Below are 24570 nucleotides of genomic sequence, written 5' to 3'. Positions count from 1 at the left end.
ACCTTAAAACTACAGATAGTGTAGTTTCTCAGTTATTGCGTAAGTCCTGTTAGTTAAGCTTTAATCATTTATGAGGTTAATCAAATGACACATTCTGCTATCCTTGAAGCTACAGCAAATTCTGCAGAACACGGACAAGAGCTGGCTGAATTTTTGCAGGAAGATAATGGACACTACTCGGCAATGCGAGCGATGAGTTTTATTGCACTGATTGCAGCAATTGTGTTTGGCACAATCACAATAACTAGCAAGAATGCTGATGGCAAATACATTACAACTTCTTTTTTAGTTGCTGCTTTTGCACCAAAAGCTGTTCAAAAATTTGCAGAACGTCCTTAAAGAGTTGACAGTTGACAGTTGACAGTTGCGGGCGGAGTTTTTAGGACAATTATTTAAACTGAACTTCTGCCTACGAGGGGAAGTTCAGTTGTAAAATCTCTCAACGATCGCCCTTATTTGCTCCATCAGTTCGCTTTATTCTTCCACGCGATAGCCCAATTCCGCCAAACGAGTACGCGACTGCCGCCACTTCGGCTGCACCTTGACAAATAACTCCAAATACACTTTGCCTTCAATTAACTTTTGAATCTGTTCCCGGGCCGCACTGCCGATCGACTTGAGCATACTGCCGCTTTTACCGATTAAAATACCTTTTTGGGAATCCCGTTCGACGTGAATTGTCGCCAGAATGCGGGTAATTTTTGCTTCTTCTTGAACTATATCGATCGCGATTGCTACGGAATGCGGCACTTCTTCCCGCGTCAGCAGCAAAATCTGTTCCCGAATCAATTCGCCCATAATAAAGCGTTCCGGCTGGTCAGTCACCAAATCTGGCGGATAATAATAAGGCCCAACGTCCAAATGTTCGATTAACAATTGTTGCAGCGGCTCGACGCCCTCGCCCGTGAGAGCCGAAAATTTCACTACAGGCCACTCAGGATTGACAATTTGCTCGTAAGTGCGATCGATCAACACGGAATCCTCCGGTTGTTCGTCCAACTTATTCATCCCAAAAATCACCGGAATGCCGATATTGCTGAGAATTTCGACAATATATCGATCGCCCCCTCCCGATTCCACCGAACCATCCACCACAAACAGCACCACATCCACCGACTGAATCGCTGTGCGGGCATTCTGCACCAAAACCTTGCCCAATTCGTGATGTGGCTTGTGAATTCCGGGAGTATCTACAAAAATAATTTGTGCTTCCGGTGTCGTTAGGATGCCCCGCAGCCTGTTGCGAGTCGTCTGAGATACCGGCGAAGTAATCGCAATTTTCTGCCCCACCAACTGATTCATCAGCGTTGATTTGCCGACATTCGGGCGTCCGACAATACCCACAAAGCCCGATTTGTAACCCGCCGGAGCTGCGGGAACCCCCATAATGTCGGATACGTCGATAAATTTACTATCTTCCACCAAAATCACCTATTTTCAAGCCCCTTCTCTGTCTATTGTCGCCTGAAAATACTCAAACGCCCATTGGTGCACTCTAGCATCTTTCTCGCTTTGGTATACCTTGCAACAGTCAAAGCTCGATCGAGCCGCAAACGAGTGTTAAAACGTGATACGCGATCGGCAAAACTTGATATGTGAGACAAAATTTGATAAAGTTCCAATGACATCGCTCAAAAATGAATCATTCTGGTAAAACCGACTCCCCAATGCTGTAACAACTTCAGATGTGTAAATATGTAACTCAACTGAAACTTTTCTACAGTTTGTCAGGCCAACCAGTTTTAACATTTTTGAAGATGTTTGGTAATAAATTAGGTAAGTTGAACTCGAACTCAAAAGCTCAATATCATCAGGCGCTTTCTCAATAAAAGCTAGTGTCTTTTGAGCATACCTAAATTAGTGCTAATCGTCATAAAGTTGAGGAGATGAATCAGATGAAATCGAAATTATTTTGGAGTTGCTGCACCGTTTTGGTAGCCAGCCTGCCTGTTCCTGTGTTGGCTCAAACAAGCCCTCCTACAAGCCCTCAAGCAGAGTTTGACTACAAGGGTGGCTCAATGAAATACCAGTTGCTACCGGGCAGAATCCAGGACAGAACATTGCCCAGAGCCTTTGACTTTCCAATTGTTACCAATGTTGGTACTGACACTAGCATCACCTCGGATTTCCTAATTACCGATCAGTTTCGCGCCCCAGCGGGTCGTACAGAATACACCGGAGCTCTCACCGCCTGGGCAACATCAATCAGAGAATGTCTCGCCAAACAGCCTCTCTTGATTCGAGCCAGCACTAAGAACCCGGTTCGGATTAATGGCAGAGTAGGCACGATTGTTAGAAACGTAAATAACCGTGCAGTTTGCAAATAAACCAGCAATATCATGACGGCTAAATTGACCGTAATTGCTGTAAGGGCGGGTTCACCAATATCTCCCATGCAAGCATCGATACAGTAAACCCGTCACCGCAGCGATATTGGGGTCAATCGAGACCACTTGATATAAGTTCCGCTATCTACAGATAAAAACTAGAGAGTGTTTTTGAACAAAAAGAGCAATAGAAAACCTATTGCTCTTTTTGTTGGCAAAATTTAAATTAATATCTATTAGGACTTATATGAACTCGGCTGGAACGAGATCATATAAGAGGTTTGTAGTGAGGAATGCAAGTCCTTATCAAAGTCTGAGGACTTGCATTCCTCACTGCAAACGACATAATTACGCAGAAACCAGCTTTTTTCCAAAAAATCCCGTGGAACCCGAGGGATATAAATTTTAACACCTGGTTTATGAAAGTTTGTCTGCGTAATTCAGGATTTAGTAGCGCAAAATTCATGTGTACTCAGTAAAATTTCGCCATAATCAGGAATCCAAGCTAGCCACTTGTCATCAGAACATTCACACAACAGCCACGCTTCGTCAAAGCTGAATGCTGTTGGCGGATTGAACAATTTAACCCACATAGAAGGAGCCAATTTTGGTGCAGGTACGGCGCAGCCAAATTTTTCCCAGTCGCGGGCACTGGCGAAGTTTCCTGGCGTTGCTTGGGATTGCCAAGTACGAATATCTGTTTGCAGTTGCATAACTACTCCTTTTTAGCTAAGAGTCTGCACCAGGGCGCGGTTGAAACAACGCAGAGCGAAGGCGCAGATAAACTTTTCTGATTCTGTAGTCTATGTTACCGAATTATCTAGGCGAATGTGTAAGGTTGTAGCAAAAATTTACAATCGAGAGGAAAAAACTGGTTCAAAGCTGAAAAGGTCGATCGGCTATTGTTGCGCTCGGCAACGATCGCCTACCATAGCAAGCAACATCTGATTTATTTAAAAAATTCCGACATGAACCAAACTGCAAAATCCCAGTGGAAAACTCTAGACCGCTTTGTAGAAATCAACTCTCGTTGGGTAAAACTAATCGCGGAACATCTCGAAACAACAGAAGGAAAAACAGTAGAATATTGGCGAGTAGAAAGAGCAGATTCAGTTGTAATCTTGACCATTCAAGCTGACAAATTGCTGTTTCCCCCACCGATGTATCGCCCCGGCGTGGCAGAAGCAACCCTGGATTTTCCCGGCGGTCGCGTAGAAGCGGAAGCCACACCAGCAGCGGAAGTTTCAGCGATACTCAAAAAAGAGCTAGGCGTAACAGAAAGCGTGATCGCCCGCATCGAACCGATTAACACCGTCGGCTGGGAAATAAACAGTTCCTTCTCCAATCAAAAACTCTACGGTTTTGTTGCAGAATTACACCCTACAGCAACAGTAAACCCCGAACTGATCGGTGCTGAATATCCTGTCACCCCAGACGGAATTCGCGACTTACTCAAAAAATTAACTTGCCTCCAATGTCGAGCCTTACTGCTAGAATGGCAAAATCAAGTGAATTTGAGAGTTTAGATTTGAGATGAGGAAATTTTTTCCGATCCTCGCCACTTTTAAGTTGCTGAAAACCCAAATCACCCAGACTAATCATGCCTCTCAATAATGAAGTTGCTGTCGAATGCCTCGACGTGACATATCGCCTCAACCGCAGGCATTTAGTAGACAAACTCAATTTCAAAGTGCTGCAAGGAGAAGTTTTAGTATTGCTGGGACGCAGCGGGAGCGGCAAAACTACTACCATGAAATTGATTAACAATTTACTAACGCCAAGCAGCGGCGAAGTTCTTGTCATGGGAAAACCGACAACTCAGTGGAACCCAATTCAACTACGCCGAAAAATTGGCTATGTGATTCAAGAAATTGGTTTGTTTCCCCATTTTACCGTCGAGCAAAACGTCGGTTTAGTGCCAAAATTAGAAGGTTGGGAGGGCGATCGTATTAAATCTCGCGTCCGGCAACTGTTAGAATTAGTCAACCTCGACCCCCAGCACTTCGCCAAACGCTATCCCCATCAGTTATCCGGCGGACAGCGGCAGCGGGTAGGCGTCGCTAGAGCACTGGCGGCTGACCCTCCAATATTGTTAATGGACGAACCGTTTGGTGCTTTAGACCCGATTACTCGTCTGGAATTGCAGCGGGAATTCGGTCAATTGCAGCAGCAACTGGGTAAAACTGTGATTTTTGTGACTCACGGCATTCAAGAAGCTTTTTTGTTAGCTTCTAGAATAGGTTTGATGCAAGATGGGCGGTTGATTGAATTGGCATACCCCGATGATTTTCTGAAATCTCACCATCCAGAAGCTCGGGCATTTCTTGAATGTTTGCAATTACCCGGGACTGGGTAATAATATGATGTGCGATCGCATCATTCGTTTATGGCTATCGATCGGTTTTTGAAGCTGATGGCGGGAAATTAAAGATATTGGTGAACCGACTCCTACGAGATATTCTATTATAGTAAAATTTACAATTCTGAATTCCTAATTACTAATTTCCACATGATGCAATTTATCAATCGGTATGGCGCTGAGATAATTAAGCGCGCCAGTGAACACTTATATTTAGTAACTGTGGCAATTTTTATCGCTATTATTGTAGGGATTCCCCTAGGAATTTTAGTCACCAGAAAACCAAAATTGAAAAAGCCAATTTTGGGATTTGCTAATATTATGCAAACAATTCCCAGTTTAGCTTTGTTTGGCTTGCTAATCCCGGTGCCAGTAGTGGGTGGAATAGGCGATCACACGGCAATTATCGCCCTCACTCTGTATTCTTTACTGCCAATTATCCGCAATACTTATACTGGTATTGTCGGCGTCGATCCAGCGATTACGGAAGCCGGAAGAGGCATGGGGATGACGGATATGCAACTGTTATGGCAAGTGGAAATTCCCCTGGCACTGGGCGTGATTCTGGCGGGCGTGCGAGTTGCCGCAGTAATTGCGATCGGACTTGCTACAATCGCCGCTGCAATTGGCGCGGGTGGCTTGGGGGTGTTTATTTTTCGCGGCGTTGCTACCGTCAACAATCAGTTACTTTTGGCTGGGGCAATTCCGGCCGCTTTAATGGCATTAGCTGCGGATTTTGGGCTGGGTTTGGTAGAAGCGCGCCTCTCTAAAAGTACCTTAAAAACTATTAATGACGACTAAAATCCTGGCTACCTTCCGTCAGCGTTGTCACTCTCTGCGAACCAGAAGCATTCGCAGGATTTGCTATCAGATTGCGGATTTCATTTGAGCGTTCAATGTACTCGCGATCGCTCAAAACAGCTTGGCTTCCCTCCAGCGAAATAGCCTCTGCCAAATCGATCCAAGAACGACAACCGCCGTATTCAGGAATGTAGGGAATTTCGCGGCTTTCTGCAAGGCGATAAGCCCGCAGCAATAAAATATAAATTGGCTGAGTTTGTTTCCATTTCAGGCGATCGCTGACAAAATGTTCATTCCAAATATGGTACGGAAATAGCGCAGTAATTGCCGGTTCCCAAGCTACCAAAAAAACATCAGTAATCTCAGCCCAACTGCCAATTCTAATAACTTCTGGATGCCAACCAGATTCGACAGTCTTGACTTGATGTGCAAACTCCGGCTTTAATAAATCCGGCTGTTGGTGTTCAAAAGTTGGATACAGCAAAACCTGTTTGTCAGTGACATTGAACTGTCCTGCTTGCTCGCGAATTCCTCCCTTCCGCAACAGCACAATCGTTTGACCTTGTTCCAAAGCATTAACTGCTACATTCCATTCTTTCAGCGCCCTAGTAGTTGATTTCATAGGAATTTAGTTGAGTTTTAACAATAATAACAAAAATCGGTAGTTTCAAGCAAGTACAGCCATTTTTTCCTGTTAAAATAAGGTAGTCGTGACTATGTTGGACTACCTTATTTTGATAAAGACAATAATTGGTTGGACTACATCGTGAGCCAACTGCTGTTTTCTTTATTACTCTAGCCGATAAAATAATCGTCTCTTCTGTGTCCCAGCTATCCTGTACTATCACATCGGTATATTCAGCAATTTTGTCGTTAATTTTTTCAGGACTTTACTTAAACATTTAATAAAATTTTAATATTCTCGCATATTAGCTAGCAAACAACCATATTGAGATTTGTTAAAATTTAAATATTATTCAAAAAGTTTTGATTATACTTATTGATAGTGCATTGAAAATTCTTTATTAATTCTGTTCGGTCATAAATATCAGTAGACCTACTGAAATACCGCCTGCTCTTCAACTTGTTATTAGTGAAATTACGCACATGAGCATTACTATTTTGGGTTACAACCTAAGCGCAGCTATTTACGAAAGTGTCAATACTATTATTTATCGCGGCATCAAAGAGAGTGATAGAACCTCAGCAATTATCAAAACATTCAAAGATGAGCATCCGACAATCGAAGAAATTTCCCGATTAAGACACGAACATAAAATACTCCGACATTTAGACAGTCAAGGAATAGTCAAACCCATAGCCTTAGAAAACTATCATAACGGTTTAGCCCTGATAGTAGAAAATTTTAGCGGTCAATCTTTGAAAGATTTTCTTAACAATCAACCCTTGGCGATAAACACCTTTCTAAAAATCGGAATTCAGTTGACAAAAACGTTGGGAGAAATTCATCACAGGAATGTAATTCATAAAGACATTAAACCCTCAAATATCCTAATTAATTCAGAGACAAAAGAAGTAAAAATTATTGATTTTAGCATTGCTTCTCTTTTAGAGCGAGAAAATCAAACTGTCACAAATCCAAACTTATTAGAAGGAACTCTTGCTTATATGTCGCCGGAACAAACCGGCAGAATGAACCGGTCAGTGGACTACCGTACCGACTTTTACTCCCTTGGTATTACATTTTATGAAATGCTGACGGGTAAGCTACCTTTTTCCGCAAAAGACCCCCTAGAACTCGTTCATTGCCATATAGCTAAAGCACCCATACCACCTAAAAAGCTGAATCCAGAAATCCCGGATGCAGTTTCTGAAATTGTAATGAAATTATTATCTAAAACTGCTGAAGATAGATATCAAAGTGCTTTCGGAATAAAAATTGACTTGGAAACCTGCCAGCAGATGCTTTCTGCTGGAGAGATTTTCCCCTTTATGATAGGTCAACTAGATTCCTACAGCCAATTTATGATTCCGCAAAAACTCTATGGACGGGAAAGAGAAGTTGCTAGTTTGCTAGAAGCCTTCGCTCGCGTCAGTGGTGGGACAACGGAAATGATGCTAGTTTCCGGTTATTCAGGTATTGGCAAATCTTCCTTAGTTAACGAAGTTGATAAACCTATAGTCGGAGCACGAGGGTATTTTATTTCGGGTAAATTTGACCAATTTAAGCGGAATATTCCTTATGCTGCTTTAATTCAAGCATTTCAAGGATTGATGCGGCAACTGCTCACTGAAAATTCTGCTCAAATAGCAATTTGGAAAGCTAAAATTCTCGAAGCACTTGGTGCCAATGGGTCAATTATTATTGAGGTTATTCCCGAAGTAGAAAAGATTATTGATCCACAGCCTGCGGTTCCGACTTTGGGACCCACTGAATCTCAAAACCGATTTAATCGAGTGTTTCAAAAATTTATACAGGTGTTTAGTAAACCCGAACACCCCCTAGTCATATTTTTGGATGACTTGCAGTGGGCAGATTCGGCTTCCCTCAAGCTTATCCAGCTAATTATGACCGCTCCAGATAGTAAATATCTGCTATTAATTGGGGCTTATCGAGATAATGAAGTCAGTGCCACTCATCCCTTAATTTATACGTTAGAGCAAATTCAAAATACCAGGGCAAGAGTAAATAATATTATCCTCCAATCTTTAGAACTCTCTCATGTTAACCAATTAGTGAGCGAAACTCTTCGCAGTCACATTTCCGAAGTTTTATCCCTGGCTGAGTTAGTTTTTAAGAAAACCCAGGGAAATCCCTTCTTCTTAACTCAACTGCTCAAATCCCTTTATCTAGACAAACTTCTATCCTTTGATTTCGATCTAGTTTGTTGGCAATGGGATATCCAACTGCTTCAAGGCATTGATATCAGCGATAATGTCGTCGAATTGATGGTCAGCCAAATTCAAAAGCTATCCTCCCCGACGCAGAATGTCTTAAAATTAGCTGCCTGTATAGGAGATAAATTTAGTTTAGACGTTTTGGCAATTGCTAATAAAAAATCTCAGTCAGAGACGGCAAGGGATTTATGGGAAGCGCTACAAGCTGGTTTCGTTCTACCACTAAATAATTCCTACAAAATCCCCCTGCTATTTGAATCGGAAATATCTACAGAAAACTCAACGGAGCAGTTTAATGTCACCTACAAGTTTTTGCATGACCGAGTGCAACAGGCGTCTTATTCTCTGATACCCGACGATCAGAAAAAAGAAACTCACCGAAAAATTGGTCAACTACTGCTGAATTCCACAACCCCTGAAGAACGAAAAGAAAATATTTTTGGACTGGTTAACCAACTAAATTATGGAACGGATTTAATCACTTTAGAGTGGGAAAGATATGAGTTGGCAGAACTGAATCTGATCGCCGGACAGAAAGCCAAAGCTGCCACAGCTTATGAGTCGGCTGTCAAATATTTGAATGTGGGTTTAGGATTACTCGCGGAGAATAGCTGGGAGAGTCAATATGAGCTGACGTTTAACCTGCATCTGGAAGCAGCAGAAACTGAATATATAAACACTAATTATGAGCGATCTCAACAGCTTTGTGAGACGAGCCTGACACAAGCGAAAACCCTTCTGGAAAAAGGCAAGGTCTACGAACTTAGAATTCAATTAGAGATGTCTCAAAATCGGAGAATATCAGCTATAGATAATGGACTCGCCGTTCTGGAAATGTTCGGGATTAGCCTAGAGCAAGAAGCACCTCAAGAACTGATAGTTGATGATTTAGCTAACTTGCCGACAATGACAGCTCCAGATCAACTCGCAGCTATGCGAATATTAAATCTTATTATAACACCAGCTTTTATTGTAAATCCTGCGATGTTTCCGCAAATTCTTTATACAAAAATAGCCTTGTCTATTAAGTATGGGAATTCGCCTGAATCGGCTTTTGCTTATGTTTGGTATGGAGTGTTACTCTGTGGAGGATTAGGAGACATAGATTCTGGATATCGATTTGGTAAATTAGCGATTTTTTTACTAGACAAATTTAACGCTATTACCCTTAAGTCAAAAATTATTTGTATATTTAATTGTCTGGCTAGGTTTTGGAAAGATCCGCTTAATGCAACGCTAGAATCCTTGATTGATGCAATTCAAAGTGGTATAGAAACGGGAGATATAGAATATGCTTGTCACAGTATAGCAAATTATTGCAATCACTTATTTCTTAGCGGGGGAGAACTACAAAAAGTTGAGCAAGAACAGGCAAAATATGTTGCTATGACTATTCAGCTCAAACAAGAATATGATACTTTATTTGTGAAAGTTCACCAGCAAATAGTTGACAATTTACTGGACAAAACCTCAGACAAATACCATTTACTAGGTGCAAGTTTTAATGAAGAAGAACTACTGCCAGGAATTATAGCTTCTAACAATGGGACTTTGCTCTATGCCTATTATGCCGGCAAAATGATGCTATTTTATTTATTTAAAGAGTTTAATCAAACAGTGATAATTGCTCATTTAGCATTAAAATACGCCAGCATGGGTGCAGGATTAATGCACATGAGTATCGACAACTTTTACCATTCTCTTTCCCTCCTAGCATTGTATCCAAAAGCCTCGCCAAAAGAGAAAGAAAAATATCTAAGTGTAGTAGCAGCTAACCAAGAAAGAATGAAGATTTGGGCGTTCCATGCGCCGTGCAATTTTCAGCACAAGTATGAGTTAGTAGAAGCAGAAAAAGCGCGGATTTTGGGACAACCTTTAGAAGCGGGTGATTATTACGATCGCGCCATAGCCGGAGCCAAAGAACAGGGATATATCCAAGAAGAAGCATTAGCCAACGAATTAGCAGGAGACTTTTATTTTTCCCGTTCTAAAGATAAAATTGCTCGGATTTATTTAACCGATGCTCGCTACGGATATATTCGCTGGGGAGCTAAAGCTATAGTCAAAGATTTGGAAGCCAGATATCCTCAAATATTTTCCCGGATAGCCAAGCCCGAAAGTCAAGGTAGCCCGGTCACGATGCTCACTAGCTCGACGAGTGGAGGAAGTGCAGGATCTCTAGATTTAGCTACTGTGATCAAAGCATCCCAAGCTCTTTCTGGTGAAATTGTACTGAGTAAGCTGTTGGCAAAATTGATGAAAATTGCGATCGAGAATGCGGGCGCTCAAAGTGGCATTTTTATTTTAGACAAAGCGGGAAGTTTACTAATAGAAGCCTATGGAACCGTAGATAGCGATGTAGAAGTGCTGCAAACAATACCAGTGGAAAATAGTCAGCAACTACCCATATCTTTGATTAACTATGTTGCCCGAACTCAGGAAAATGTTGTATTAAGCGATGCGAGTTGTGAGGGAACCTTCACAGCGGATACTTATATCGTAAACCAAAAACCAAAGTCAGTATTATGTACTCCAATCGTTCATCAAGGAAAACTTACTGGGATTCTGTATTTAGAAAATAATCTCACAACTGGTGCTTTTACTCCCGAGCGTTTAGAAGTTTTACAGCTTTTATCTTCTCAAGCAGCTATCTCGATTGAAAATGCCCGTCTTTATAACGATTTAGAAGCAGCCAACGCTACTTTAGAAGCGAAGGTGGCAGAAAGAACGCAACAGTTACAAGAAAAAAATATCCATTTACAAAAAGCAGAAAAATCAGCGAAAGCCGCCAACTCTGCCAAGAGTGAGTTTCTTGCTAATATGAGCCACGAGCTCCGAACCCCACTTAATGGCATTTTGGGTTACACGCAAATCCTCAAACGACAAAAAAACTTGGCTGACCAGCAAAAAGATGGTTTGAACGTCATTAGTCAGTGCGGCGATCACCTCTTAACCCTGATTAACGATATTTTAGACCTCTCTAAAATCGAAGCCCGAAAAATGGAAATCCACCTGAGTAATTTCCATTTATCAGAATTTTTGGAAGGCCTGGCTGAAATTTGCAAGATTCGGGCAGAACAAAAGGGAATCTCCCTGATTTACGAGGCAATTACCGAACTACCTGTTGCCGTCCAAGGTGATGAAAAAAGGTTGCGGCAAGTTTTAATCAACTTACTCGGCAATGCGATTAAGTTTACCGAAAAAGGTGGGGTGGCATTCAAAGTAGGATATCAGGATGGCAAAATCCGGTTTCAAGTGGAAGATACCGGAGTTGGTATGGCACCAGAGCAATTGCAAGATATATTTTTGCCTTTTCACCAAGTAGGGGATGCCAACCGCAAGGTTGAAGGAACCGGGTTGGGACTGGCAATTAGCCGCCAATTAGTCCAGATGATGGGCGGTGAAATAAAGGTGAAGAGTACATTAGGACAAGGGAGCATTTTCTTCTTCGATTTAGATTTGCCAGAGGTATCGGAATGGGCGACTAATGCAGCCAAAGCCAATGCCCACACAATCGTTGGTTTCAAAGGCGGAAAACGAAAAATTCTCATAGCTGACGACAAGTGGCAGAATCGCTCGATCATGGCAGGAATGCTTCAGCCGTTAGGATTTGAAATTGTGGAAGCAACGGAGGGTCAGGACTGTTTAAACAAGGTGGCAGAGTTTAAACCCGACTGTATTTTAATGGACTTGATGATGCCAGTAATGAGTGGCTTAGAAGCAACGCGCCGGATTCGCAAATCACTAGGTCAGACTAAGTTAGTGGTGATTGCTACTTCTGCCAGCGTTTTTGATTTCGATCGACAACAAAGTGTCGAGGTAGGTTGCAATGATTTTATTCCCAAACCCATACGAATCGAGGAGCTTTTAGAAAAATTACGTACTCATTTAGGGTTAGAATGGATTTATGAAGAAAACCAAGAAGAGATTAGGAAAGCAGAAGGAGAAAAAAAATCTCTAAGTTCTGAAATTGTAGCTCCCCCCGATGAGGAAATCGCCGTTCTATTCGATCTAGCGATGATGGGCGATCTCCGAGGGATTGCGGAGCGAGCTGCAAAACTCGAACAACTCAATGAGCAATGGGTTCCCTTTGCTACCCATCTGCGCCAGTTAGCGAAAGGATTTGAAGAACAACAAATCCTAGAGTTTATTAAACAATATAGGACGACAGCCAATGAGTAGTGAACTTGCCGAACCAAGCACCATTTTAATCGTAGATGACACCCCGACTAATTTAGGTGTCCTGTTCGATTTTTTGGCTGATTTTGGCTTTAAAGTATTGGTAGCTAGGGATGGTCAAAGTGCTCTCCAGAAGGTCGCATATGCTGCGCCCGACCTGATCCTGTTGGATGTGCTTATGCCGGGAATAGATGGGTTTGAAACTTGTCGTCGTTTGAAAGCGAATGATTTAACGAGAGACATTCCCGTGATTTTTATGACGGCTCTTGCTGATACGGTGGATAAGGTTAAAGGTTTGAGTCTGGGTGCAGTGGATTATATCACTAAGCCTCTTCAGCATGAAGAGGTTTTAGCTCGTGTTAATGTCCACATGAAGCTCCGCAACCTGTCGAAAAAGCTCCTAGAGAAAAATGTGTGCTTGGAAGCAGAAATCGAACAGCGTGTCAAAGCGGAATCTTCGCTCTTGAAGCTAGCATCGGAGTTGGAAAGGCGAGTTGACGAAAGGACGGCTGAACTTTTTCTATCCAATCAATTGCTCAAACAGGAGATTCAAGAGCGTCTGCAAGCAGAGGCGGGATTGCAAGAATCGGAAGCTCAATTGCGAACCCAAGCTCAATGTTTAGAAAAAGCTTTTCGTGAATTGCAATTGACCCAAACTAAACTTGTGCAGAGCGAAAAAATGTCTTCTCTCGGTCAGCTTGTTGCAGGTGTAGCCCATGAAATCAATAATCCCGTTAATTTTATTTTTGGGAATCTTTCTTATGCCCATGATTATACCAAAAATTTGATTGAGCTAGTCAATCTTTATCACCAAGAATTCCCGGCGACTAAGCAAATAATTGAAGATAAAATAGACGAAATAGAACTAGATTTTTTGGTTGAAGACTTACCTAAATTGCTAACTTCAATGAAGGTAGGTGTAGACCGGATTCGCGAAATTGTTCAGTCGCTGCGAATCTTCTCGCGATTGGATGAATCTGAGATGAAACCAGTGGATATTCACCAGGGTATTGATAGCACTCTGTTAATTTTGCATAACCGCGTTAAAGGAAGGGGCGATCGACCTGCAATTGAGGTGGTCAAAGAATTCGGCAATCTGCCTCTGGTAGAGTGTTATGCGGGTCAGCTTAACCAGGTGTTTATGAATCTTGTTGCTAATGCTATTGATGCCATAGATGATTATAATACGACGCGATCGTTAAGTGAAATGAAAGCTAATCCTCCTAAGATTTTCATTCGCACTGAGGTCACGGAATCTAATCGGGTGTTAATTCATATTAAGGATAACGGCCCTGGGATGACCGAAGAAATTAGCCAACACCTATTTGAGCCATTTTTTACTACTAAGCCTATCGGGAAGGGTACTGGTATTGGGCTGTCAATTTCCCATCAGATTGTAGTGGATAAACACGGCGGCCAGCTCAATTGTATTTCAGCTCCTAATCAGGGGGCAATCTTTATTATTGATATTCCTATTCACCAGAAAATTTTTGCTAATAATTTAATTACGATGTCTGAAAGAGCTTTGGGTATTTCTTAGTTGATTTTAACTGAAGGGGAGTTCAAGAAATTTTAAGGGTTGCACAACTATATCAAAATCGATCGGGCAGGGGGATATTCCCATACTTTAGGTAATGAAGTAAGAAACGGAGAGAAGCCTTCGGTAGCATCTCACTTTTGCAGCCAAGCTAGAAATTGGAGTTTTGAGGCAGGAGGCAGAAGGAAGGAAGAAACGAAGGAAGGAGAAGAAGTATTTTTACAAATATGAGATGCTCCATTGCTATTGCTGATGGAGGCAGATTCACATTTAGGACAGTTCATATTTCCATTATGCAACGCCCGAAAATACACGGGACGGGCGGGACGCCCATCCCACAAAAAAATCCCAATCATCCCGCTATTATGCAACGCCTAAATTATTGCTCTCGAAGCTAGTTTGCGACTAGCCTAGAAGGGATTAACGGACTGCTATCAAACTATTTAATTTGGCAACTAAAACGTCCAGATGTTCCGATGTTTATTCTCTAGTGGGTGGAGTCTCCTGTGCGGTGTAGTCGCACAGGAGAGCTTATGATCAGAGGTTTAGTGCTGACCAACTTTATTGCTAAATTCTCACTGCAAAAGATGCTGCTAATTCCCGTTCGGGTTCCATACCAACTGTAGGCGGCATGGAACGATTGGCTACTTGCTCGATCAGTTGTAAATGTTGAGGCAGCATTTTAGCTAAACTGTAGCGTTCGAGGGCAGTTTGACGGGCTTTGATGCGAACTTCTGCCATGCGGGTAGGATGGTCTAAAACTTCATCAATGCGATCGGCTACTTGTTTGGGTGAGAAGTAATCGACTAGCAAACCGTTTTCTCCGTCGCGGATAACTTCTCTGACTGGCCCTGTGTCGGAACCGATTACTAAACATCCGGTTGATAGAGATTCAATCATAGACCAAGACAACACAAAAGGTCTGGTCAAATAAACGTGTACGTCGGATGCTTGAATTACTTTTAAATACAGTCCGTAAGGTAGCGGCCCGACAAAGTGAACTCGCGACAAATCTAGGGGTACTTTTTTGAGCATATAGTCTTTGTAAGACTCGCCGTTGGGTAAAGAACGCCCGTAACAAACTCTTTCGGAACCAACGATTACGACGTGACAGTTGGGGCGGCGTTCTTGTACATAGGCGATCGACTCAATGAATTCGGGAAAACCCCGGTAAGGTTCCATTCCCCGCGATACGTAGGTGACAATTTCATCAACCCCAGACAAGTCTAAGTTAGGCAAAACCAGTTTAGCACCGGGGTCTGGTTTGAAGTAATCGGTATCTACACCGTCGTGGAGTGTGGATAATTTTTGTTGTAATTCTGGCGGAAATTGCGATCGCTGCCAATAAGTTGGTGATAAACCCCAATCGCAAGAATATAAATCGATCAGAATCGGCGCATTTTTGATTCTAATTCTGGCCATATCGTCAACTGTTAAAGGTTCCGCTGGGTCAAAATCTGCGTCGGAACCAATAGCATGATAAAACCACTCGAAATAACACAAAAGCGGCGTATTTGGAAAAGCTTCTTTGACAAATAATGTAGGCCCCCAACCGGAATGTCCGCAGATAATATCGGGTACGAAACCGTCTGCTTTGAGTTGTTCTGCCATTCTAAATACGGCTTGTCCGTAGATGACGGCACTTTCTAAAGGGCGGACGTATTGGTGAGTCTGCGCGTGGGGTTCCCGGCTGGGGGTAAATGCTGCTTTGCGAACGCCGGGAATGTTCCACTCTGGGCGCTCGTTTTTAGTGCCGAAAACAATTTGATTTTTGGGATCTGCGCCTAAAGCCGTGATAATGTGGCGGTATTGGGCGGGGAAGTTGGGATGGAGAAATAATGCTTTCATTGTCAGTTGTCTGTTGACTGTTGACTGTTGACTGTTGTTAGTTGGAAGAAAATATTGTGAGGCGGCTAAAAAGCTTTGATTTTATTCATTGGGGGTTGGCGCTTTGCAGATCCAGACACAATCTCGCGGTACAGAAGATGTATTTTTCAGAATGATTTCATAGTTTAAATGATGGAGAAATTTTTCCATAATTGTATCAGTCATAACTGAAAATGCAGTGCCGTCTCTGCGTCCGAGCAGGTTTTTGTCCCACTCGCTGGCGAATTTTTGCCACCCTAATTCGCTGAGAATATTCCCATGGTGAAAGACGCAAATTCGATCGCCCCGCAGCAGTTTGGGAATTCGAGTCAGGTAGTTAAATATATCTACCGGCTCTACGTGTACCATTGTATCGTAACAAAAGCAGACATCGGCTGAATCTGGAGCAATGCCGTCTAATGTTAAACCGTCGAGCTTGACGTAAGAAACGCGATCGGTTCCCAAGCGCGATCGGGCCGCTTGCAGCATTTGACTGGAAATGTCGGCACAAATTAGTTGATCGCAATATTTCAGCAGCAGGGAACCAGTTTTTCCGCCGCCGATACCGATTTCTAAAACCGTATGTTCTTTTTTGATGTACGGTGCAATAAATTGCTGTTCTATCAGCGCTTCGTATTCTGCTAGCGAGTTAGCGGCACCGGCACCTTTCCCCACCCATTCATCGCCCAAGTAAGCGAGTTCAGGATTATTGTCTTTCCATTCTTGCGCGTAGCTGTCCCAAGCCCCTTCGTAGTCTATTTTAGGCGGTATTATTTCCATTGTTTTTGGTTTTTTCTGTCTCAGAATACATAAACAAAAATCGCTTGATAGTCCTCCGGACACAGCCATTAAGATTTGTTCAATCTCAAGCAATAACTGGATGATCGTTTCACTCTTGGGTTCTCCGTCTGAAAGTTGATAGTGATCTAACAAAGGGTAAAGTTCGTGAAGCAACCCCCCACCGGCTGAATTCAAGACTTCCACATCAAAGTAGAATTCTAAAAACGGAAGTATCAGCTTTGACCGAACTGCTTCTGAAGGGTCTTTCGCCAATACTCTCTCAATACTTGGACTAGCAAATATTTCAGTTGTTCCCGATCGTAGCGTGTAGTGAAAACATTTGTAAATGCTATTAATCAAATTTACTTGATTTTGATTGTATATATTGTAGCAATCTCCTATATATTCATTTACAATAAAATATCCCTCGGGTTTTAAACATTTCCGAATAATTGATAAACATCGTTCTAGTTCTCTGACGTGATGCAGCGAACCAGAGCAAAAAACTAGATCGTATTTTTTATTATCATCAATCGTAAACAAATTAAAGTCATCTTGATAAAAATTAATCTCTACTCCCGCTGCTGCGGCATCTTTTCTAGCAATTTCTAAAGAACTTTCAGAAAAGTCAAAGGCATCAATTTGAGTAACTAATCCTAATTTAGCCATCGCAATCTCGTGATTCCCCACACCGCAACCAATCGACAAAAGACGATCGAACCGTCGATTTTTGAAATAATTTTTGACTAACCACTGTAGCCAATAATCATTAGTCTGACCACCTGACAACCGATGGTTTATAGCTTTTTCAATAATTGGATTAGACAACCAGTAGCCTTGCTTCGCAATTGCGGCAGTTGGATTATTCTCCCAATAATTCTTAGCTGTTAATATATCAAAGGATTTATCTTCCATAGACTCGAAATTTGACTCCATACTTTTTCACGCCTTAATCTTGAACGGTTACTTTTTAGTTAAATAAGCTTCGCGAAAAATTTGACCGTAAGCTTGAGTCATTTCTTCAAAAGTATTCAATGACTTTAACACATATTTAGCGTTTTCAGCTAACTGCTGCCGTAATGATTTATCATCCAATAAACTAATCAAAGCTGCAACTAATTCGTCCGGGCGATCGGGCGTATAAAACAAACCATTAATTCCCGGCCGCACTTGTTCTTTAATCCCAAAAACCGGCGATGTAACAATTGGCAAATCGCAGGTCATCGCCTCCAAAATCACTCTTGGGAAACTTTCGACGCGAGAAGTGCAAACAAAAATATCAGCCGCTTTGTAGTATTTTCCCGTCTCCCCAGTTTCAGGGACTACAGTCACCCTTTGCCGCAACTCTTTGGGCAATTCCTGCACCAAATCGGCTAATTTATTGCTGTAAATACTCGGACGATCGCCCACAATAAAACATCTAATCTTATTGTGCCATTTGTCAGGTAAAAGAGAAAGTGCTTTAACTAAATCCTGCTGTCCTTTGCGTTCGCATACCGTTCCCAGCAGCAAAATTACCACATCTTCCGCTGCAACACCTAAAGTTTTTCTAGCTAATTCAGAGTGATCCGAATTTTCCAGTTTGCTCAAATCTAAACCGTTGTGAATCACCGTAAAATTGTGGTGGCTGTTGAGAGGCAAATACCTGTCCCGCGTTGCATCTGCCACAAAAATAACTTTGTAAGGAAAGCGAAAACACTCTAAAGCTCTCGCCGCAATCTCCGAACCAAACCTGTTAAAATAAGTTTGCCAAGGTTCGCTTTCGTGCACGTTCCACACTGTAGGAGTTCCGATTTGCCGCGCCGCATCAACTACAAAAAAGTTTTCTAAAGTATTGGCATAAATTGCATCTACTTTTAAACTTCTAATTTCTTTGCTAAAACTGCGGATGGCTTCATCATAAGCATCGCGCTGATAGATGTGTTCGAGAGGATTGTCACGCACAATTACTTCAATTCCCTGCTGTTCGTAAGCTTGACGTAGGGGCCCGTCTGTTACGCAAAGTACGATCGGCTTAATCACACCCTCAGCCGCTAATTTCACTGCAATTTCGTACTGATGTAGCGGCGCCCCAGTAAAATCCAGCGAATTGCTGCACATCAAAACCCTAACACGATGAATCAGATTCCCCGCTTCTGCTACCAACAAACCAGAATCATTAAATTTTAGTTTTTCCTTCTCGGTTACATCCGTTACATCCGTTACAAAATCCGTTGCCGAACCTTCTTCCTTCATAAAAACCCGGCGAGGTTGAATATGGAAATACTCATCTTCTAAAGACAAGTGAGGACTGTAAAAACTGTCATTTTTACCCGCATACTTGCGCCTAAAAGCTGCCACTTCTTGAGGATTGTCGGTAAAACCCCTAGAAGTTCCCTCTTTGTGCAACAATTCCGCATCGGGACAATATACGCACCGATAACCCCGTTCTAACAGTCGGTATCCGTAATCTGCATCATTGTAAGCAACAGCAAAATTCTCCTCATCAAAACCGCCCAATTCTAAGAACAATTGACGTGGAGTAATCATGCAAGCCGCTGTTACCGCAGAGTAATTTCGCGTTACCATCGCTTGAGAAAGATAGCCTCGATTTTCGCTGTTCATCAGCTTAAAAGCGTGACCCGCCAAACCGTGATGGAGACCGTGAATTACGCCCGCGTGCTGAATTCTGCCGTCTGGATATAACAGCCGCGCGCCGACTGCACCCACAGCGGGAATTTGAGCGTATCCCACCATTTGACTCAGCCAGCGCGGGTTAATTACTTCTGTATCGTTGTTCAAAAACAACACATATTCGCTGTCAACTTGTTCGGCAGCACGGTTGTTAATGGCTGCAAAACTAAACTTGCCCCCAGGATTTTTTATAGGCAAAACTTTGCACTTTAATTCCTTTAAGTATTCCAAAGTTTTAGGGTCGTCGCTTTCGTTGTCGATAACGGCAACTTGATAATTTTTGTATGTTGTAGTTTCTAGAGAATCCAGACAGGCTTTCAGCAACTTTAGCTGATTTTTAGTAGGAATAATTATCGTTACTGATGGGCCGTTATCCGGGAAATCCTGGGCAAATATGCCCAGATTTTCTTTGATCGCCCATGCGTGCTGAGCGACATTGCCGTTAATTTGGCGGCGATTGAGTGCATCTTGAATGGCTTTTTGACCGGCGGAAAAACTGGCGGGTTTCGCGGCCCCAGATATGGCCGTAGAACCGGGTGCGGTTCGCCAGTGATACAGCACTAACGGCAGGTGGGCAACGTGGCGAGAAATTTCGGTGGCTCTCAAGGCAAAATCGTAATCTTGGGAGCCTTCAAAACCTATCCGTAAACCGCCTATTTGTTCAAAAATGTGTCTTCTCACGGCACATAAATGACCGAGATACATATAGGAAAGCAGCAGTTCCGGCGACCATTCCGGTTTGAATTGCGGGGCGAATCGGCGACCTTTAGTGTCGATTTTGTCGTCGTCGGAATATAGAAAATCGGTGGCTGGATGCGAGGCAAAATATAAGGCGACTTCGCCTAATGCATCGGGAGTGAGTTCGTCGTCGTTGTCTAAAAACAGGATGATGTGGCCTGTTGCGAGGGCGGCGGCGCTGTTAGTTGCTGCGCTGATGTTGCCGTTTTCTGTGCGAAATGTGATGCGGATACGATCGTCCTTTTGAACCCAGCTTTTCAAATTTTCAGCAACAGTGAAATCGGTGCTGCAATCATCAGCAATGCAGAGTTCCCAGTTTGGATAAACTTGATTGATTACGCTGTCGATCGCACTTTCGAGAAAATCTATCTGCGGATTGTAAACTGGCATTACTACCGAAATTTTAGGCAGGGGTTCCCGGCACGATTTTAACCGAGAAATCAAGTAATCGCGCGCGCGATCGTTCCACTGATTCACCTCCAGCCATGCGTCATACCTATCAATAGGTTTAGGCACGATAAAACCCGCAGGCGGCAGCAAATCTCCCGGCGCAGTAAACTGTTTTTGCTGCCGATAAATCTTCCCCAACTGGCGGATCACTTTCACAATTTCCCAAGGCATCGGCACAATCCTGCCCAGACGCTGTTTTCTTTCCCTCGCCCGCTGCTGGATTGCGGCTGTAAACCTTGATAACTCCTCAAATTTATCAGCACTTCGTTGCCAAATATGGTAGCGCCGCACAGTCAATTTTTTAGGCGCTTGAAAAGACAAAATTTCCCCGCTTTCTAACTCAGCTTGCAGAGAAACGTGCCATTCCCCTGGCGGCAAATCGACAAGGGCCTCAAAACCACTTTCCGAACTGTTAACCCAGTCGGGAAACACTTCGCCGACATCTTTTCGCCGTAAACCGTAGGCGCATTCTACAGAAGTATCGCCGCACAACAAGCTTAATTTAGCAATTTTGCGATCGTGGTGGCAGCACCAACCTGCAAACAAAATTTGGCCCTGACGCTGTTCCCACACCACCGGTACATCTAACGATGCTTGAATCGTTGAAACTAACAACGGATAAGCTGCCAACAAATGCCATTTACCTCGATCATCTTGCGCTTCCAGTAGCACTTCGTGCCGTCCGGCAGGCGCTTCCAATTGAATTGTAAAACCTGATTTCTTCGCATCCGGAATATTAGAGTGTGCGAGCGCTATATCACTTCTATCTATGCCGTAAACGCCTGCAAAACTCTGGTCTTTAATTCTGCAGCGGACTGCTGCAATCTCTCTTTTCTGGTTAAAAACCCACCCCACAATTAGCAGGTTAGAATCACAAACTTGCCAAGTTGTGGGTTGATCTAACGAAAAAATAAATTTAGGGAACAAGTCGCGGATTTTGCGCTGAACTTCCCCTAACTTTTCTCTCACTTGCCACCCTATTGAAGACTTGATTAGAGCGAGTTCTGCCCGAAAATTTTCATTTTCCTGGCGGGAGTGTTCTAATTTTTCCTGAGTATCCTTTAATCTTTCCTGATTTTGACTTTGTGCTGTTTCTAACTGAAGTAATTCAGCTAACTTTTGCTGCAATATAAATTCAGTCTCTTCAAATTGTACCTGAGTTTGCCCTAATTCTGATTCTAACTCTAATACTTTCGCTAAAGCTGTTTGAAATTGCGATTCTTTGCCTGCAAGCTGTACCTGAGTTTGTCCTAATTCTGTTTCTAATCCGAGGAGTTTCGCTAACGCTTCTTGAAATTGCGATTCTTTGCCTGCAAGCTGTACCTGAGTTTGCCCTAATTCTGCTTCTAATTTTAAGACTTTTGTTAAAGCTTCTTGAAATTGCGATTCTTTGCCTGCAAGCTGTACCTGAGTTTGTCCTAATTCTGTTTCTAATCCGAGGAGTTTTGCTAAAGCTTCTTGAAAATTTGATTCTTTGCCTGCAAGCTGTACTTGAGTTGCTCCTAATTCTGTCTCTAATCCCAACACTTTCGCCTGTGCCTGGTGAAATTGTTCTTGCCACTGTTTGAGTTCGGAAGAACTCGTTTTTTGCTGTTTTTCCAGCAAGCGGATTTTTAGCCAATCTTCAAATGGCCAGACTGGAGATGCTGGGAAATGAATAACTTGATCGATCGCATCTTTCGATTCGCTGCTCAGATTGCCAGCTTGGGTTTCCAAAAGTTCATATAGTTCTAATGCTTCGGGAAAATATTTTTCTATTAAACTCGGTCTGTGACTTTTGACAATATCGTTGACTAATAAAGATTCTTCAAAATTGTCGCCCGGTATCGCACCTAAGTTAACATTAAATTTTTCGTTGACTCGATCGAGGAAAAGTTCAGGAGTGTTGCCGATGGGGTAAACGTTGGCGAGGAGACAGCGATGGGGGAAACGTTCGTAAAGTTCTAAAACTTTTTGATTGTAGTGAATCCACATTTTTACTGCCTTTTCGGGATTTTGCAGCAAGCTGACATCGGTTCCCCGGCGGTAAAGGGAATCGACTACTTCCCAGGGCGATCGATAAACACAGATAAAATTAGCTTCGGGGAGTAACGTCAGCCAAAAATCCCAAAAAAGGGCTGTTCGCGGGTCTTTCCAACCCCAATGTTTGTGAGTTTGTTGATTTTGGTCGATCGCCCTTTTGGCGATTTCTACGTATTCTGCTGCTACCGGAATCGTTTTTTCAAACGTACATCCGAGTTCATCAATACCGTGCGATCGCAAAACACTTTTGTGAAACTCCACAAAATCAACATTCTCGAAATGACCTTTCACATTTCCGTCGGCCGGACCCACTAACTTTTTGCCAATATCAACCCCGACTTTCTGAAACAAAGAAGCTGTTAAAGACGTACCGGAACGGTGCATTCCGGTAACAATAAAAACCGACGGTTTGCTGTCATGTGTACTCACAATTTCTCTCCCTTGCCCTAATTCCCACACCCAAATTACTTGCTCTCCCTACTCTCCCGCTAAGCCCAGGGATCGCCTGACTTGAAACCACGCGCTTCGGATCTTCCAGAACTTGCTGCTTTCCATTGCCAAAACCCGACACTTCGCTTGCTCTAGTTCTTGCTGGAGATTAATTAGCTGATTTTCTGTTTTCTCCAACTGTGTTTGCACAGATACTAACTGGTTTTGAGTTTGCTCCAACTGCGTTTGAGCTAAAACTAATTCAGTTTGAGTTTCTTCCAACTTCGTTTGAGTAATCATTAACTTACTTTGGCTTTGCTCCCATTCTATCTTAGCCGAAGCTAACTGAGTTTCGAGTAATTTGAGTTTTGTCTGAGTAGACCCCAACAAAGACTGCGATTGCCTTTGGTTAACCAGCGATTTAACAGTGCAAGTTTCCAGAATCCATTCCAAACCGTATTTATTGATAGCTTTAACTATTAACACATCCTCCAGCGCCACGGTGTTTTTTGGTAAATAACACCTCCAACCCGACTGCAAAGCCCCATCAGTTTGAAAATATCCAGCAACATCCGGGCGATCGTAAAAAGGTTCGCACCTCTGTACAACCTCGCCGTTTACCAGCATTTGCAGCTCCTCAACTCGACCGTCGAGATTCACATCAGCTACCCATCCTTCTAGATACAAATTTTCCTTATTCGTAAAAGCAGCAACATCAATATATCCTTCCGGGTGATGAGTGAATTTCAACTCCGAAAAATCTCTAACTAGCTTATTTGTGACAACATACAAATCCTGAAATCTGCAGATGCCTTTTTTGATGCGGTGAACAAAAGCTTTGCCTCCGCTAACTCGCTCGACACATTCTCTCACAAACTTTTCAGTTACATAAGTTGTGCCGTATTCCTCCTTATCTAAAGACTGGCTTTCGCTGTTGGCCCTGAACAAAATACCGTTGGCCGGCATTTCTACATGAGGGGCCCGCAAACACTCATCGTGAACGCTAAACATCAAAATGCCCTTAGCAGTCAACAAATTGTACAAGTTTTGCAGCCAACTCGTAAAAGTTCTTTCCGGCATATGGCTGAAAAAAGAATTAGCCAGAATGCAGTCAAACTTTCGGTCAATTAAATAATTTTCTGGTTTTCCCGTCGAGACAATACCGCTGACGCCCAAGTATTCAGTTTGAAACTTGACCGCGTTAGCATAAATATCAGAAACCCAAATTCGTTCCGGCGGCATTTCCTGAATCAAAAACCGCGTAAATCTACCGTAACCGCAGGCAAAATCTAGAAAAGACGGTACATTTTCAAAACTGCCAAAATGCCATTCCACAACTTGTTTAACCGTATCCAAGATGCGACGCCCGATCGAATAATAGCGCACCAAAGCCCGATCGCGATCGTCTTTGACGTTGTTCAAACTGAACAAATACATTTCATCGTCTTGGCAGATATTCAGTTTAAATTTTTCAGGTAACTTAGTTTGATCTTGAATAAATGCTTTGATTACGGGATTTTCAACTAAATCTAAATTGATATCGTTCATTG

General features: G+C 42.7%; 15 protein-coding genes. 8 read left to right on the top strand and 7 right to left on the bottom strand.

All coding sequences use genetic code 11. From position 1 onward, the window contains the following. The first annotated feature begins 84 nt into the window (after positions 1-84). The gene (locus QUA57_RS03185; protein ID WP_333059571.1) at positions 85-339 is read left to right on the top strand and encodes a hypothetical protein; all 255 of its coding nucleotides are present in this window, start codon (positions 85-87) and stop codon (positions 337-339) included. Positions 340-474: 135 nt separating this feature from the next. Here QUA57_RS03185 and era read toward each other — a convergent pair whose 3' ends face one another. Continuing rightward, positions 475-1386 carry a GTPase Era gene (gene era, locus QUA57_RS03180; RefSeq protein ID WP_333059597.1) on the bottom strand — a complete coding sequence of 304 codons (912 nt, stop codon included), beginning with the start codon at positions 1384-1386 and terminating at the stop codon, positions 475-477. Between the two features lie 509 nt (positions 1387-1895). On the opposite strand from era, the gene QUA57_RS03175 reads away from it, so the two are divergent. After that, positions 1896-2327 carry a hypothetical protein gene (locus QUA57_RS03175; RefSeq protein WP_333059573.1) on the top strand — a complete coding sequence of 144 codons (432 nt, stop codon included), beginning with the start codon at positions 1896-1898 and terminating at the stop codon, positions 2325-2327. 440 nt (positions 2328-2767) lie between these two features. Here the strand turns inward: QUA57_RS03175 and QUA57_RS03170 are convergent, their stop codons facing one another. Then, positions 2768-3040 carry a hypothetical protein gene (locus QUA57_RS03170; protein WP_333059574.1) on the bottom strand — a complete coding sequence of 91 codons (273 nt, stop codon included), beginning with the start codon at positions 3038-3040 and terminating at the stop codon, positions 2768-2770. Between the two features lie 255 nt (positions 3041-3295). On the opposite strand from QUA57_RS03170, the gene QUA57_RS03165 reads away from it, so the two are divergent. From QUA57_RS03165 to QUA57_RS03155, 3 genes are all read left to right on the top strand, one after another. Beyond that, positions 3296-3853 carry an NUDIX hydrolase gene (locus QUA57_RS03165; protein WP_333059576.1) on the top strand — a complete coding sequence of 186 codons (558 nt, stop codon included), beginning with the start codon at positions 3296-3298 and terminating at the stop codon, positions 3851-3853. A 74-nt stretch (positions 3854-3927) separates the two neighbouring features. Further along, on the top strand, positions 3928-4683 hold the full coding sequence (locus QUA57_RS03160) for an ATP-binding cassette domain-containing protein (protein WP_333059577.1): 756 nt from the start codon (positions 3928-3930) through the stop codon (positions 4681-4683). 153 nt (positions 4684-4836) lie between these two features. Beyond that, complete coding sequence (locus tag QUA57_RS03155) at positions 4837-5487, top strand: ABC transporter permease (protein ID WP_333059579.1); 651 nt, start codon at positions 4837-4839, stop codon at positions 5485-5487. On the opposite strand, the gene QUA57_RS03150 is transcribed toward QUA57_RS03155, so the two are convergent. After that, complete coding sequence (locus QUA57_RS03150) at positions 5474-6109, bottom strand: DUF1802 family protein (protein ID WP_333059580.1); 636 nt, start codon at positions 6107-6109, stop codon at positions 5474-5476. The genes QUA57_RS03155 and QUA57_RS03150 overlap by 14 nt on opposite strands. A 485-nt stretch (positions 6110-6594) precedes the next feature. Between QUA57_RS03150 and QUA57_RS03145 the strand changes: the two genes are divergently transcribed. The 3 genes from QUA57_RS03145 to QUA57_RS03135 are packed head-to-tail and all read left to right on the top strand — an operon-like array spanning position 6595 to position 14293. Then, complete coding sequence (locus QUA57_RS03145) at positions 6595-12528, top strand: AAA family ATPase (protein ID WP_333059581.1); 5934 nt, start codon at positions 6595-6597, stop codon at positions 12526-12528. Continuing rightward, the gene (locus QUA57_RS03140) at positions 12521-14065 is read left to right on the top strand and encodes a response regulator (protein WP_333059582.1); all 1545 of its coding nucleotides are present in this window, start codon (positions 12521-12523) and stop codon (positions 14063-14065) included. Before QUA57_RS03145 ends, QUA57_RS03140 begins: the two co-directional genes overlap by 8 nt. Before the next feature lie 39 nt (positions 14066-14104). Further along, a complete protein-coding gene (locus tag QUA57_RS03135) occupies positions 14105-14293 on the top strand; it encodes a hypothetical protein (protein ID WP_333059583.1) in 189 nt (62 codons plus the stop codon). A 336-nt stretch (positions 14294-14629) separates the two neighbouring features. Here the strand turns inward: QUA57_RS03135 and QUA57_RS03130 are convergent, their stop codons facing one another. The 4 genes from QUA57_RS03130 to QUA57_RS03115 form a co-directional block, all read right to left on the bottom strand. After that, complete coding sequence (locus QUA57_RS03130; RefSeq protein ID WP_333059584.1) at positions 14630-15910, bottom strand: glycosyltransferase family 4 protein; 1281 nt, start codon at positions 15908-15910, stop codon at positions 14630-14632. 81 nt (positions 15911-15991) lie between these two features. Then, positions 15992-17644 carry a class I SAM-dependent methyltransferase gene (locus QUA57_RS03125; RefSeq protein ID WP_333059585.1) on the bottom strand — a complete coding sequence of 551 codons (1653 nt, stop codon included), beginning with the start codon at positions 17642-17644 and terminating at the stop codon, positions 15992-15994. 27 nt (positions 17645-17671) lie between these two features. Next, positions 17672-23020, bottom strand: a complete 5349-nt coding sequence (locus tag QUA57_RS03120) for a glycosyltransferase (RefSeq protein ID WP_333059586.1) — start codon at positions 23018-23020, stop codon at positions 17672-17674. A 48-nt stretch (positions 23021-23068) separates the two neighbouring features. Further along, positions 23069-24568, bottom strand: a complete 1500-nt coding sequence (locus QUA57_RS03115) for a methyltransferase (protein ID WP_333059587.1) — start codon at positions 24566-24568, stop codon at positions 23069-23071. Positions 24569-24570 lie beyond the last annotated feature (2 nt).

This window comes from Microcoleus sp. Pol7_B2 (genome assembly GCF_036701035.1).
GTDB lineage: Bacteria > Cyanobacteriota > Cyanobacteriia > Cyanobacteriales > Microcoleaceae > Microcoleus.
This window is presented reverse-complemented; position numbering and strand designations above follow the sequence as displayed.